Origin of the sequence: Aeromonas sp. sif2416 (assembly GCF_019218665.1) — a bacterium.
In the GTDB taxonomy this organism is placed as follows: Bacteria; Pseudomonadota; Gammaproteobacteria; order Enterobacterales; family Aeromonadaceae; genus Aeromonas; species Aeromonas encheleia.
Map to the genome: position 1 here is coordinate 272197 of NZ_JAHUXC010000002.1, position 13601 is coordinate 285797.

General features: G+C 64.5%; 14 protein-coding genes. 1 reads left to right on the forward strand and 13 read right to left on the reverse strand.

The features are described 5' to 3' along the window. Positions 1 to 253 precede the first annotated feature (253 nt). From KW821_RS04610 to KW821_RS04635, 6 genes are all read right to left on the reverse strand, one after another. Positions 254 to 1210, reverse strand: coding sequence for a D-2-hydroxyacid dehydrogenase (locus tag KW821_RS04610; RefSeq protein ID WP_218290585.1), 957 nt, complete (start codon positions 1208 to 1210; stop codon positions 254 to 256). A 132-nt stretch (positions 1211 to 1342) separates the two neighbouring features. Next, the gene (locus KW821_RS04615) at positions 1343 to 2095 is read right to left on the reverse strand and encodes a DUF3530 family protein (protein ID WP_218290586.1); all 753 of its coding nucleotides are present in this window, start codon (positions 2093 to 2095) and stop codon (positions 1343 to 1345) included. 109 nt (positions 2096 to 2204) lie between these two features. Then, complete coding sequence (locus KW821_RS04620; RefSeq protein WP_218290587.1) at positions 2205 to 2816, reverse strand: DUF2238 domain-containing protein; 612 nt, start codon at positions 2814 to 2816, stop codon at positions 2205 to 2207. A 200-nt stretch (positions 2817 to 3016) separates the two neighbouring features. Then, positions 3017 to 3583 carry an elongation factor P gene (gene efp / locus KW821_RS04625; RefSeq protein ID WP_042652731.1) on the reverse strand — a complete coding sequence of 189 codons (567 nt, stop codon included), beginning with the start codon at positions 3581 to 3583 and terminating at the stop codon, positions 3017 to 3019. 44 nt (positions 3584 to 3627) lie between these two features. Beyond that, a complete protein-coding gene (gene earP / locus KW821_RS04630) occupies positions 3628 to 4815 on the reverse strand; it encodes an elongation factor P maturation arginine rhamnosyltransferase EarP (RefSeq protein ID WP_218290588.1) in 1188 nt (395 codons plus the stop codon). Positions 4816 to 4923: 108 nt separating this feature from the next. Next, the gene (locus KW821_RS04635; RefSeq protein WP_218290589.1) at positions 4924 to 5967 is read right to left on the reverse strand and encodes a GMP reductase; all 1044 of its coding nucleotides are present in this window, start codon (positions 5965 to 5967) and stop codon (positions 4924 to 4926) included. A gap of 436 nt (positions 5968 to 6403) precedes the next feature. Here KW821_RS04635 and KW821_RS04640 point away from each other — a divergent pair, with 436 nt between their 5' ends. Further along, positions 6404 to 6871 (forward strand): ATP-dependent zinc protease, encoded by a 468-nt coding sequence (locus KW821_RS04640; protein WP_218290820.1) that lies wholly within the window; start codon positions 6404 to 6406, stop codon positions 6869 to 6871. Positions 6872 to 6932: 61 nt separating this feature from the next. Here KW821_RS04640 and KW821_RS04645 read toward each other — a convergent pair whose 3' ends face one another. The 7 genes from KW821_RS04645 to KW821_RS04675 form a co-directional block, all read right to left on the reverse strand. Beyond that, entirely contained in the window at positions 6933 to 8384 is a 1452-nt protein-coding gene (locus KW821_RS04645; protein ID WP_218290590.1) for an ATP-binding protein, read from the reverse strand. After that, positions 8381 to 9067 carry a response regulator gene (locus tag KW821_RS04650; protein WP_218290591.1) on the reverse strand — a complete coding sequence of 229 codons (687 nt, stop codon included), beginning with the start codon at positions 9065 to 9067 and terminating at the stop codon, positions 8381 to 8383. Before KW821_RS04650 ends, KW821_RS04645 begins: the two co-directional genes overlap by 4 nt. A gap of 154 nt (positions 9068 to 9221) precedes the next feature. Further along, positions 9222 to 9860: a tetratricopeptide repeat protein gene (locus KW821_RS04655; protein ID WP_218290592.1), complete on the reverse strand. Its 639-nt coding sequence runs from the start codon at positions 9858 to 9860 to the stop codon at positions 9222 to 9224. A 1-nt stretch (position 9861) separates the two neighbouring features. Beyond that, a complete protein-coding gene (locus tag KW821_RS04660) occupies positions 9862 to 10710 on the reverse strand; it encodes an SDR family oxidoreductase (RefSeq protein ID WP_218290593.1) in 849 nt (282 codons plus the stop codon). Continuing rightward, positions 10707 to 11366 carry a TenA family transcriptional regulator gene (locus KW821_RS04665; RefSeq protein WP_218290594.1) on the reverse strand — a complete coding sequence of 220 codons (660 nt, stop codon included), beginning with the start codon at positions 11364 to 11366 and terminating at the stop codon, positions 10707 to 10709. Before KW821_RS04665 ends, KW821_RS04660 begins: the two co-directional genes overlap by 4 nt. Next, positions 11363 to 12829, reverse strand: a complete 1467-nt coding sequence (locus KW821_RS04670; RefSeq protein WP_218290595.1) for an AMP-binding protein — start codon at positions 12827 to 12829, stop codon at positions 11363 to 11365. Before KW821_RS04670 ends, KW821_RS04665 begins: the two co-directional genes overlap by 4 nt. After that, a complete protein-coding gene (locus tag KW821_RS04675) occupies positions 12826 to 13497 on the reverse strand; it encodes a thermostable hemolysin (RefSeq protein ID WP_042652721.1) in 672 nt (223 codons plus the stop codon). Before KW821_RS04675 ends, KW821_RS04670 begins: the two co-directional genes overlap by 4 nt. Positions 13498 to 13601 lie beyond the last annotated feature (104 nt).

Genomic DNA, 13601 nt, shown 5'->3' on the forward strand with positions numbered 1-13601 from the left:
GCAGGCATGAGTTCGGCCATGTGCGGATAGTGCAGAGATAGGCGCAGAAATAAGCACAGAGACAAGTGCAAAGAGACGAGGTGCAACCGCAGCTTGGTCTCGACCCCGGCTCTGATCGGGAACAATAGAAGAGGGGAGGCATGGTGCCTCCCCTCTCTTTTTCGCTTCTATTTCGCCGCCATGTCACAGCCTTGGGATCCCATATCCCTTGGCTGGCCCCTGGCAGCCTGTTGATTCGCCTGAGTGCCCTGAGTCAGACCAGCCGGTGCTGGCGTCGGCCCTCGGCGAAGGCGTTGATGTTGTCGATCAGCTGATCCGCGAGGCGCTGCATCGACTCCTCGCTGGCCCAGGCTACGTGCGGGGTCAGGATGAAGTTCGGGTACTGCAGGGCCTGCATCAGCGGGTGGTCCGGGGGCGGCGGCTCCTGGCTCGCCACGTCGAAGCCGGCGCCACCGAGTCGGCCGTTGGCCAGCGCCATCAGCAGCGCCTGCTCGTCCACCAGGCCGCCGCGACCGACGTTGATGAGCAGGGCCCCCGGCTTCATCATGGCCAGTTCCCGCGGACCTATCAGGTGGCGGGTGTAGGGGGTGAGCGGGCAGTGCAGGCTGATGACGTCCGCGCTCTGCAGCAGTTCGTCCAGCGGCAGCCGATCCTCGTCTGCCGCCGCGCCGACCTGGCTCTGGGCGTAGCGCACCTCCATGCCGAGGGCGCTGGCCCGCTGCCCCAGGGCCTGCCCCAGGGTGCCCTTGCCGATGATGCCGAGCCGCTTGCCGTGCAGATCCGAGATGGGGTGATCGAAGAAGCAGAACTGGCCGCTCTGTTGCCAGCGCCCCTCCAGCAGGGACTGGCGCCAGGCGAACAGGTTGCGCGACAGGGCCAGCATCAGCGCCATGGCGTGCTCGGGGACCGAGGGGCCCGAGTAGTTGCGGATGTTGCACACGGCGACGTTGGCGGCGCGGCATGCCTCCAGATCCAGGTTGTCGCTGCCGGTGGCGGCCAGGGCGATCAAGCGCAGCTCCGGCAGCTGGGCCAGCTCGGCTTTGCCGATACGCACCTTGTTGATGATGGCGATGCTGGCGCACCTGAGCCGCTCCACCACCAGCTCAGGCGTGGTGTGCGGGTAACTTTGCCAGTGATGGGGAAAGTCGGGACGACGCAGGTTGATACCGGCGTCCAGGGTGTCGCTGTCGAGAAACACGATTTGCTGCATTAAGCCTCCTGCCATTCTCTGCCACTGCAGAGTCGCCATGATGCCAAAGATGGGGGGGCGGGGGCCAGCCCGATGAGCTGGGCTGGTGGCGGATGGCGCGTCGGAAGCCGCTCATCCCCCGGCCGGGGAATATCAGATCCAGCCGAGGTGGGTCAGCCAGCCCTGGATGCGGGCCGGTGTCTCGTCCAGCTCCATCAGGGCGTAGGGGCGGTAATTGAGCTTGTGGCTGCGCCGGCTCTCGCTGCGCCTGGCCTCGGCCGCCAGCAGCGGCCAGCGACCGCCGTCCTCCTGATAGAGATCCAGGGTGGGGACGCTGGCCTGGGCCACCTGTTTGGCCAAGGTCTGGTTGCTCAGCTGGTTGGGGAAGAAGCCATCCAGCAGCACCAGCGCATCGGGGGCGGGCAGTTGTTCGCTGGCGATGAGGTTGGCGGCCCAGGCCGCGCTGGTGCCCTGGGCCAGCAGCAGCTTGAAGCCCCCCTCCTGCCACTTGGCGTCACTCAGCTTGACGATGCGCTCGGCAAATTGCTGGCGAAACTGGTCGATGGCCTGCTGCTTCTTCTCGGCGGCCGGATCCAGCTCGGTCTGCTGGGGGGAGGGCAGCAGCAGCAGGGTGTCGAAACCGAGCCGGCCGAGGGCCCGAGTCAGCTGCCACAGCTGGCCGCTGCGCTGCCAGTCCGGCAGCAGGATCGCCAGTCCCAGGTAGTTGTCGCTGTCGTGCTTGGCAAACAGCACCCGCTGCTTGTCTATCTGGGCGCTGTCCGCCACCCCCTTCCAGTCGCTCTCCTGCCAGTGATCGAGCGGGGCTGGGGGCGAGATCTCGCTGGCCGGCGAGAGGGTGCTCGTCAGCAGGGTCAATATCAGCAGTGGTAAGGATAATCTGGCCATGATGCGCTCCCCGGTTGAGTGGGTTAGCGGCGCCGGGCCGGTTTTCTGAAGGAGGATCTGCGAGAGCAGGCTGGGAGAGGGAAGGGCTTGCCCCTCCCTCTCCGTTGGCTCAGCGGCGGGTAAGCCTCTCAAGCTGCCTGTCGTGCAGGGGGGAGAGCAGCAGCAGGGCGCTGATGGCGCCGATCAGGGCGAAGAACATGTCGGACTGGGTATCCCAGGGATCCCCCTGGGTGCCGAGGAACTCGTCGGCGCCCTGACCCAGCGCCAGTGCGGCGCCCCACTCGATCAGCTCGTAGCTGGCACTGATGGCGAGCACCACGCTGAGTACCAGGAACACCAGCATGCGCTTGCCCTGCACATGGTGGCCGCGCAGCAGTATCTCCCGGCAGGCCAGGGCGGGGATGAAGCCCTGGCAGAAGTGGCCAATCTTGTCATAGGGGTTGCGGCTGAGTTCGAACCACTGCTGCAGATCGAAGCCGAGCGGCACCCGGGCATAGGTGTAGGCCCCTCCCAGCATCAACACCGCCCCGTGCAGGAAGATGCCGAGGTAGAGCAAGGTGGTGAGCGGGAAGCGTTCATTGCTCAGCCACAGCAGCGGCACGACGATCAGCACGGGGGCGACCTCCAGCAGCCAGGTGACCCTGTCATAGGGTTGCCAGCCGGAGATCACCAGCAGCACCAGGGTGAGGGACAGCAGCAGGAGTTTTTGATGGGATGTCATAGCGGACCTGTGGTGAGGGAGAAACATGACTTCATTATTTAGCCGGATCCCGCGTCGGGCGAAAGGGGGCCGACTGAATTCTCCCCAATGTCCGGGGCCTTGTCACTGACCGGGGCTGAATGTGGTGCTTGCCCGCGCCATGGACAAAAAAAAGCGAGCCAGGGGCTCGCTTTTTTCAGCACGGGGTTCGAGCAGTCGGATCAGTTGACGCGACGCTTGAACTCGCCGGTACGGGTATCGATCTCGATCTTGTCACCGATCTCTACGAAGGCGGCCACGGCCAGCTCGTAGGTGGTGCCCTTCAGGCGGGCAGGCTTGGTCACTTTACCGGAGGTGTCGCCACGGGCGGCCGGCTCGGTGTACTCGACTTCACGGACTATGGTGGTCGGCAGTTCGACGGAGATGGCTTTCTCGTTGTAGAAAGTCACTTCGCAGATGTCTTCCATGCCGTCAACCATGTAGTTCAGCGCGTCACCCAGGTTGTCTTTCTCGACGTCGTGCTGGTTGAACTCGGTGTCCATGAAGACGTACAGCGGGTCGGAGAAGTAAGAGTAGGTGCACTCTTTACGCTCCAGCTGAACGACTTCCAGCTTGTCGTCGGCCTTGAATACGGTCTCGGTGGCGCTGCCGTTCAGCAGGCCTTTCAGCTTCATCTTGACCACGGCGGAGTTACGGCCGGATTTGTTGAATTCGGCTTTCTGGACCACCATCGGCTCGGTACCGATCATGACGACGTTACCAGCGCGGATTTCCTGTGCGGTTTTCATGTAAAAAATTCCTGTGCGTATACGGGCAGATAAAAACTGCCAGATTATATACGGCTTTCTAAAAATTTCACCAGCCGAGTGACGAGATCCCCATCGGCAAGCAACTTCTGTGACCAGGTTCGCGCATGTTGTTGCGAAATAGTGTCGTATTGCGGCCATTGAGCCCAGAGTTCGCGGACATCGTCGCCCTGGTTGAGGGCATGGTTGAAGGCGCGCAGCCACTGGGCTGCCTGGGGCGGCAAGTCGGCCAGATAGTGGTCGAGAAAGTCGTCCAGCTTGGTCAGGTGGGCGAGATCTTCCTGGGGGTAGATGTGCCACAGGAAGGGCCGGGCCGCCCACTGGGCGCGCACGAAGGAGTCCTCGCCGCGCACCAGGTTGAGATCGCAGCTCCACAGCAGCCGATCGTAACCGGCCTGATCCGTCATCGGCAGCAACTTGATGGCGAGCTGGCCCGAATGCAGCAGATCCCCGGCCTGGGCGGTGGGGAGGACGTGCTCCAACCCGGCGCCACGCAGCACATCCCCCAGTGAGCGCCCGAGCGGCAGCAGCAGGGTGACCGGGGTCGGGCCCTGGCACCAACGCTCGACCAAGCTGATGAGCGCCGCGCTCTCGTAGGTAAACAGGCTGACCCTTAGTTCGTCTGCCGCTTTGGGTGCCAGCCCCAGGCTGGCCCAGTAGGCGTCGAGCCCCGCCTGATCTTGCTGCCAGCGCTCCCGCTCGGCGATCAGCCCCCGCTCGCACAGCAGGCCGCCGGTCCTGGTGGTGAAGCCCGGGAAGAAGAAATACTTGTCGAGGCTCCGATTGCCGACCCGCTGCGGCGAGGCGAGGCCGTGGCACTCCTCGACCCAGCTCTCGGCACTGAGATACTCCAGATTGATCCAGCAGGGGGGCGGGGTCTGGCCGGCCATGGCATGGGCGAAGGCGGTGGGCAGCTCGCAGGCGAACGCCTCTATGACCACCCGGGCCGGGATCACGGATGGCGGCAGGCTGGGGCGCCAGTGCTGGATATAGATACCCTGCTGCCACTGGCCGTCCAGCTCGGGATCCAGCCCGGGGCAGATGCGGGCGAAGCTGGTCAGATCGTCCACCCAGAGCCGTACCTTACCCAGCCCCTCCTGCTCCAGCTGGCGGGCGAGCCGCCAGGTGACGCCGATGTCGCCGAAGTTGTCCACGACGCAGCAGAAGATGTCCCAGTCAAAGGGGGGCAGAGGGAGAGGCGAAGAGGTCGTCATGGGCGGGTCACCGGATACGCAGAAGAGATAAAAAAACCGGTGTGCAGGTTAGCACACCGGTGGATTGGCTTCTAACCGTCAGCGAGTGACGGATGCTAGAGGGCGGGTTTACTCCTTGCCGTAGACGTTATTTTCCTGCTCACGCACCCGGATGAAGGTGGTGCGCTTGGTCAGCTCCTTGAGCTGGCTGGCGCCCACATAGGTGCAGGTGGAGCGCACGCCGCCGAGGATGTCGCGCACCGTGTTCTCGACCGGGCCGCGATAGGGCAGCAGCACCATCTTGCCCTCGGAGGCGCGGTAGTCGGCGACGCCGCCGGCGTGCTTGTCCATGGCGCTGGACGAGCTCATGCCGTAGAACTTCATGAAGGGGGAGCCCTCCACGTCCACCACCTCGCCGCCGCACTCCTCGTGGGCCGCCAGCATGCCGCCCAGCATCACGAAGTCGGCACCGCCGCCGAAGGCCTTGGCCACGTCCCCCGGGCAGGTGCAGCCGCCGTCACCGACGATCTGGCCGCCGAGGCCGTGGGCCGCATCGGCGCACTCTATGATGGCGGAGAGCTGGGGATAGCCGACCCCGGTCTTGACGCGGGTGGTGCAGACCGAGCCCGGGCCTATGCCGACCTTGACGATGTCGGCGCCGGAGAGGATCAGCTCCTCCACCATCTCGCCGGTGACCACGTTGCCAGCCAGGATCACATGATCCGGGCAGGCCTCGCGGATCTTGCGCAGGAACTCGACGAAGTGCTGGGAGTAGCCGTTGGCCACGTCCACGCAGATGAAGCGCAGGGCCGCCGACATGGCCAGGATCTGGCGGGTCTTGATGAAGTCCTCTTCCGAGGTGCCTGTCGACACCATGACGTGGCCGAGCAAGGCCGGGTCTGTCTCGTTGACGAAGGTCTGCCACTGCGCGAGGCTGTAGTGCTTGTGTACTGCGGTCATCATCTCGAAGCCAGCCAGGGTCCTGGCCATGGCGAAGCTGCCGACGGTGTCCATGTTGGCGGCGATGACGGGCACGCCCTGCCATTGGGTCTGGGTATGTTTGAAGGTGAACTGACGGGTCAGGCTGACTTGGGAACGGCTCTTGAGAGTGGAGCGCTTGGGGCGGAACAGGACATCCTTGAAACCTAGCTTCAAGTCTTCTTCGATACGCATGACGAATTCCTTATTGAGCCTTGTTGAAAGTCACTTTTGCAGTGGGCAAATTTTCGGCAGGCGCAAAAAAACCGCAGGTTTTCGAGGCCTCCGGTTTACAACAGTCTAGGGAAAAATCGCCTCAGAACAAGACTGATAATTCACTCATCGTTGTGGTAGCCTTTGGCGTCACAACCTGAGCGCGGCAGCAGGGTCATCCAGCACCGCTGTGCCGCGTCGCTCCCCACCTCATCTCCCCCCTTAATATTCTCCCATGGTCAGCGATTGTTGCGCCCTGAGCCTGCGGCCTGTCTGGCTTCCCGACTTTATCCACGGCGTGCTTTTTGCCAGTTGACAGTCGCCAGCCTGCTGCCCACTCTGGCAGGGCGGACCATTGCCGGTCCGCGCCGACGAGGAAGACACCGTGCCCGGATCACATAAATTTCGCTGGTTGTTGCTGGCCAGCCTCTGCCTGTCGCCTGGCGTCTGGGCGGCCCCGACCGTCTATGGCTGGATCGAGAAGGGCTTGATCATGCCAGATGGAGTGGCGGTGAAGATGAAACTCGATACCGGCGCCCTCACCTCGTCCCTGGATGCGCGCTCGTTGCAGCACTTCAAGCGCGATGGCAAGCCCTGGGTGCGCTTCACCCTGGAGCTGACCGACGCCAACACGGACAAGGTGGTGCGTCAGACCCTGGAGCGCCCGGTGGAGCGCAGCGTGACGGTGCGTGGCGCCGGCGGCATGGAGCAGCGACCCACGGTCAGCATGTCCATCTGCCTCGGCGACAAGGTCTACAAGGAGTGGTTCACCCTGCGGGATCGCAGCGACATGATCTATCCGGTGCTATTGGGGCGGCGCCTGCTGGCCGAGCTGGGGCCGGTGGATGCGAGCCGCACCTTTACCGTCCAGCCCAGCTGCGACTAGGCGGTGCCGGCTTAGGGCGAAGGCCCATAGCGCAAGGTTGACGGCCCACACAGGGCCGTCGTCATTTGTGCTCGGCCGGCTGGGGCCGGGTCGCGAGCCAGATGCTCACCTCCAGCCCGCCATGGGGCCGGTTGTGCACATCCAGATCCGCGCCATGCAGCTCGGCGATGCGGCGGACTATGGCCATGCCGAGCCCCACCCCGTCCCCCTGCTGGGGATTGACCCGGAAGAAGCGCTCGCACAGCCGGGAGAGGGCGGCGGTGGGGATGCCGGGGCCGCTGTCCCTGATGTCGACCCTGACCCTGTTGCCTTCCGCGGTGATCACCACCGCGATCTCGCCCCCTGCCGGGGTGTAGCGCACCGCGTTGTCGATGAGGTTGCCAAACATCAGATCCAGCAACACCGCCTGTCCCATCACCTGCAGGTGCTCGGCCCCCTCCAGCGAGAGCTGCTGCCCCTTCTTCAGGGCGAGGGGGGCCAGGGCGGCCAGGGTGCCTTGCAACTGCTGGCTCAGATCCAGCTTGTGTAGCGCCAGCGCCTGCTGATTGTCGATGCGGGCCTGGGTCAGCAGCTGGCGGATCAGCCGATCGCTGCGATCGAGTGCCAGCAGCATCTTGCGCAGCGCCTGCTCGCGGCTGGCATCGTCCTCCGCCGCCATCAGGTTTTCGCTGTGGATGCGCAGCACCGCCAGCGGGGTGCGCAGCTCGTGGGCCGCCTCGTTGGTGAACTGTTTCTCCCGCTCTATGGTGTCGGCCAGGGTGTGCATCAGCCGGTTGATCTCCCCCACCAGCGGCGTCAGCTCCTCGGCCTTGATGGCCAGGTTGAGCGGGCTCAGGTTGGCGGGATGGCGTTCGCTGATGGCTTGTGCCACCTGGCGCAGCGGAGCCAGCCCCGCCGAGATCAGCCACCACAGCAGGCCGAGCAGGAAGGGCAGGGTGATGAACAGCGGCAGCATGGTCAGGGTGGCCATCTTGCTGGCCAGCTCGCCGCGCTCGTCATCCCGCTCCGCCACTATGAGCCAGGTGCGCTGCTCCTCGTTGTAGAGGGTGAAGGTGCGCCACTCGTGGTGATCCTTGGTCTCGCTGTTGAAACCGCGCTCCAGGGTGGTCAGCGGCTGGGTCGGCGCACTCGGCGAGCGCAGCAGGATGGCGCCTTGCTCGTTCAGCAGCTGGAAGTAGAGGTTATGCTCGAACTCGTGGCCGAAGGGGGTGAACTCGTTGTCCTCCCCCAGATGACTGAAACTGCGTTTTTCTTGATGCGGCTCGTCAGGAATGGCCTGTTCCCACTCTTCGTAGACGGCCCCATCGCTGGGCAGCTCGCCGCTCTGCTCCAGATAACGGCTGAGCAGCTGGTTGGTGATGCGGGCGGACTGGGCGAGACGGGCATCGAACAGCTCCTCCATCTCGTGGTTGGCTTCCAGGTAACCGATGAAGCCGCTGACCGCCAGGCTGACGCTGACCAGGGCCAGGACCCCGGCGAGCAGGAAACGGCGAATGGAACTGGGGCGTCTCATCGTGCGGGTATCCGTGTGGCCTGATCAAGCTGGGGGATGATGTAGCCGACGCCGCGGATGTTGCGGATAAGCTCCGAGTAGAGCTTTTTACGCAGGTGGTGGATGTGCACCTCCACCGCGTTGCTCTCGGCCCCCTCGTCCCAGCCGTAGAGGCTCTGTTGCAGCTGCTCCTTGCTCAGCACCCGGCCGCTCTGGCTGATGAGCTCCAGCAGCAGCTTGTATTCGTGGGGGGTGAGCCTGACGGGCTCGCCCTGATAGGTGACCTGTTGCGACTCGGGGTAGAGGAGGATGTCGCCATACTCCAGCGTGGCCTGCGCCTGGCCCTTGCTGCGCCGCGCCAGGGCGCGCAGCCGGGCATTGAGCTCCTGCAGGGCGAAGGGCTTGACCATGTAGTCGTCGGAGCCCGCATCCAGCCCGACCACCCTATCGTCGAGGGCATCGCGGGCGGTGAGGATCAGCACGGGCAGCTGGTGCCCCTCCCGGCGCAGCTTGCGTAGCAGGCTGATGCCATCGATATCGGGCAGGTTGAGATCCAGGATGAGGGCGGCAAACTCTTCACTCTTGAGCACCGACAGGGCGGGCAGTCCCTGCTGCAACCAGTCCACCGTATAACCACTGTGGCGAAGGGCATCCACCATGCCATCCCCCAGCATCACATCGTCTTCCACCAGCAGGATCCGCATTATTATTCTCCCTTAAACGACGCAGCCCACCAGCATGAGCATGCAAAATCTGCGACCACCAGGATCCGCATCGTCATTCTCTCTGAAACGACGCTGCCCACCAGTATGCAAGCGGGTGGGCAGAGTTGAAATAACTGTTTGGTTCAGCGTGTTTTTATAACTTGGCGAGGCGTTCGCGGATCTCCCCTCGTCGCCCTTCGTCAGCCACTTCACGGCCCGGGCGACTCGGCGCGGCCAGCGCCTTGTCGAGATAGGCCCTGGCTTCGGCCTTGCGGCCCTGATCGAGCAGGAAGTCGCCGTAGAAGTAGTTGGGGTCGATGCCGCTCGGGTTGATGGCCAGTGCCTGCTTGAGCAGTTGCTCGGCCTTCTCGTCATCGCCAAATCCTACCGGCCAGCCCGGCACCTGATAGTAGAGCGACCCCAGGCTGGTGTAGGCGGAGCCTTCCAGCGCCCTGGGATCCTGCTTGATGGCTATCTCCAGCTTCGCCTTGGCCTCTTTCACCAGGCTGAGGGCCCCCAGTCCGCCCTTGGCGCCGGCCCAGGTGCTCTTGACGATGGCCGACCAGATCAGCAGATCGGTACGAAAGGCCTCCTTGGCGCTGGCCTGATCGGCCTGGCTGCTCAACTGCTCCAGGCAGCTCTCCTTGGCCTTGCCGGTCTGTTGATACTGGCAGTGGGCCCACTGCTGCTGGATGCTGGGCAGGGTGTCGGCGGCCTGGGCCAGACCGCTCCCCAGGGTGAGTAGCAAGAGGGCATGGCGGCTAAACAGGGTGCGGGAAATGCTGTGCTTCATCTTAAGGTTCCTTCTCTGTCATGACGGCAGTGGGGCTGCCTGACTTGCCCGCGGCGGGCGGGACCGAGTGGCGGGCATAGCGCTCTATGATGGGTCTTTGCCTGGCCAGCGCCTTGTCGACGAGACCGGGCAGCAGGCCGTTGAGGCGCACGAACAACTTCTCCGGCCAGCCGAGCCAGCTGCGGCGAGTCTCGTTGCACAGGGCGATGACGGCAGCCTCGGCCACGTCCTGCGGGCTGTCGGTGCGGGTGCCGAGTGCGGCGTTCATCTCGTAGGCGGCTTCCGAATTGAGATGGGTACGGGTGGCGCGCGGAGCGAAGTGCAGCACCTTGACGCCGGTGCCTTCCAGCTCGCGTCCCAGCGCCTCGCTGAAGCCGCGCAGGGCGAACTTGCTGGCACAGTAGACGCTGTAACCCGCATAACCGATACCGCCAAAGCTGGAGCCGATGTTCATCACCACGGCGGGCTTGCGCAGCCTCGGCAGCAGGGCGCGGGTGAGCTGGATCGGCGCCTCTATGTTGAGCCGCAGTTGGCGTTCCACCTGTTCGATGCTCTGATCCTCCAGCCAGGCAAACTGGTTGCAACCGGCGTTGTTGATCAGCACATCCAGCCCTTCATCCAGTGCGGGGTGTTGCAGCAGGCGCGCCCGCTCCTCAGGGGAGCTCAGATCAGCGACCACGATCTGGTGACGTTCCGGATGGGTCAGCTCCTTGCAGAGGCGCTCCAGTGTGCTGGCCCTGCGTCCGTGCAACAACAGGTGTGCCCCCTGCGCCGCCAGCTCCTGGGCCAGCGCTTCGCCGATCCCGCCGCTGGCGCCCGTGAGCAGCACCTTTTTTCCTTCAAGCTTCATCGTGTCTCTGCATCCGTTAGTTGATAGAGCATGTCGGCGTAGAGGCGGTAGACCACCCTGGCCGAGTGAATGATGGCGGCCTGATCGGCGGGGTCTTCCAGCCGGTTCATCAGGGATTCGAAGAACTTGAGATGATCCTGATCCAGCGCACCGTGGGAGCTGAGGTAGCTCATCGCCTGGGGCGGCAGGCCGAGGCCGCTCTTGAGCTGGTCCGCCACTGTCAGGGCGATGGCGACGCTGGTGCCTTCCAGCACCTGCACCATGCCGAAGAATCCCATGGGGTTGCCGCGCTGGATCTGGTCATAGAGAAAGGCCACCATCAGCTCGATGGGCAGGCCCGGCTGGCCGTGGCGCACCGCCTCGGCATCACCACCGCAGGCGCGGATGTCATTGAGGATCCACTCTTGATGGCCGTATTCCTCGTCGATGTACTCCTTGATGGCCTCTCGTAGCCACTCATGCTCCTGCCCCAGCTTGCCGCCGGTGGCCATCAACAGCGGCACCGTGTGACGCACGTGGTAGTAAGCCTCTGCCAGGAAGGCGAGGTAGATCTCCCGGCTGATATCGCCACGGCGGCAGGCTTCGATGATGGGGGCGCGGAACAGATGCTCACGCTCCTGGGCGGTGGCTTGTTGCAGGGTCTGGTAGAAGCTCATGAGCGCTCTCCTGTGAGGCATTGGCTGATCTGCCGGGAAAAGTGGTGATAGATCCGTTCGCGACGGGGGCGACCGTTGGCGGTCAGCAGCTCCGGATGTTGATCCAGTGCCACCGGCAGCCAGTGGTGAATGCGGGCGTAATCGGGCAGGCGCTGGTTGAGCTGCTCGATCTGTTGCGCCAGTTGGGCATCTGCGCCGGGCAGCGGCTGGATCAGCGCCACGTTGGCGGGCTGGCCATCGCCGAAGATGACGATGCGGAGGATGGCGGGGCAGAGCTGAGCCTGGGCCTCGACCCATTCGGGGGAGAAGTTGCGGCCAAAGGCGGTGATCTGCAGGTTCTTCTTGCGCCCCGTGATGTGCAGGTAGCCCTGCTCATCCAGATGACCGAGATCGCCAGTGGCAATCTGGCTGGGGGGTGGCTCGTCCGTGCCCAGGTAGCCGAGCATGGCGGCCCCTTCCACCAGGATCTCGCCGTCGGCGGCGATCGCTATCCTGCAATGTGGCAGGGGCTGACCGACGCTGCCGAGGCGGTGTTCCTCCGGGCCATTGAGTGCCACGACGGAGCCGCATTCTGACAGACCGTAGCCTTCATAGACCGCCATCCCCAGCTCGCGGGCGTGGCGGATAAGCTCGGGGGCGACCTTGCCCCCGCCCACGGCGATGAAACGCAGGGTGGCGAGGCGCTCGGCGAGCGCCCCATTGGCGCCGCACAGTGCGAGCAGCAAACGCAGCAACTCGGGCACCAGCACCAGGCTGTGGCTGGGCCAGTGCAGCAGGGCCCGGCCCAGGGTGGCGGGATCCAGCTTGCTGGAGCCTTCGAACCCCAATTCCTTGAGTGAGGGGATCTGGCTGCAGGCACCGGTAAGCAAGGGCACATAGAGGCCGGTCAGGTTCTCCAGCAGGGTGGTCAGCGGCAGCAGGGTCAGGTGTTTCTCGACCCGCGCTGGCGCGACGCGTCTTGCCAGCGAATCGCAGACCGCCATCATCTGTTCAAGGGAGAGGCAGACCCCCTTGGGCTGCCCTGTGCTGCCGGAGGTGTAGGTGATCTTGGCGGTGCCGACTGGCAAGGGGGGCACCTGTGCCGGCTGCTTGCGCCACAGCGGCTGCTCGCCGACCGACAGGGTCAGGGGCTCGCAGGCCTGCCAGCCCGGATGCTGGGGTCCTACCAGGGCATCGGCCCCGCTGCTTGCCAGCAACCAGGCTTGTTGCTCCGGGCTGAAGAAGTGAGGCACCGGGATGACCACGATCCCGGCCCGGGTGCAGGCCAGATCGATCAGCGCCCAGGGCAAGCCGTTGTCGAGCTGCAGCGCCAACCGAGCGATGCCGGCCCGCTGCAACCGGTCGGCCAGGCGCTGGATCTGCTGCCACAGGGTCTGGTAATCCAGCACTCCCTGGCGGCCCTGCAGCGCTGGTTGCTGTGGCGTCAGGCTGGCGTGGCGGGCGATGGCGTCGAACAGGCTCATTGGGCGCACCTCTTGTCACCGTCATGGTCGGCATGGCTAAAGAGGATGGGCATGGGCCCCAGCAGGTTGAGCAGCAGGCTGCTCTGGGCGAGCACGTCTCGCCCATGGTTGATGTCCCCGGCCATCACCTTGGGCTGGCAGCGGTAGTATTCCCCCCAGGCGCTGGCGTCCTCACCCACCTGATGGGCCTGGGCGGGGGCCAGCTCCACCGGGTTGAGGCGCAGGCGGGCAAAGCTGTTGCGCAGCTTGGCGGTACCGGTGAACACCACGTAGTCGAGGGCGTTGTCACACAGCAGGCGGCACAGCGCCGCAAACATCAGGCGGGCATTGCCCGGTTCGCTGCAGGCCAGATTGCCCACCTCGATGATGCGGTTGCGGGCCGGACGTACCCCGAGGCGGGTTTCGATGGCGGCCTCGATGGGCTGCTCCAGATACTGCTCAAGATAGAGGGGGCATTCACTCCCCCCTGTGCTGGCGTGGTTGAGGCCGCAGGCGCCGACCAGCATGCCGTCTGCCCGATAGAGGCCGAGCAGGCAGGGCAGAAAATGGGGAATGTGGGCGTTGAATTCGAGGCCGTAGGCGGCCTGGATAAAAGCTTGCAGCGCCATGACCTGCGGCGGGGATTCGGCCAGGGTCAACCTGTAGGGGGCTTGGATCTCTATGGTCATGGTTGGCTCCTTCTCTTGCGATGGGTTGAGAGTAAGAGGGCAAACTTAAGAGACCCTTAAGGAGCAAAAAAAGTTGTCAGTAGGGCGGCGGGCAGGCAATCTGC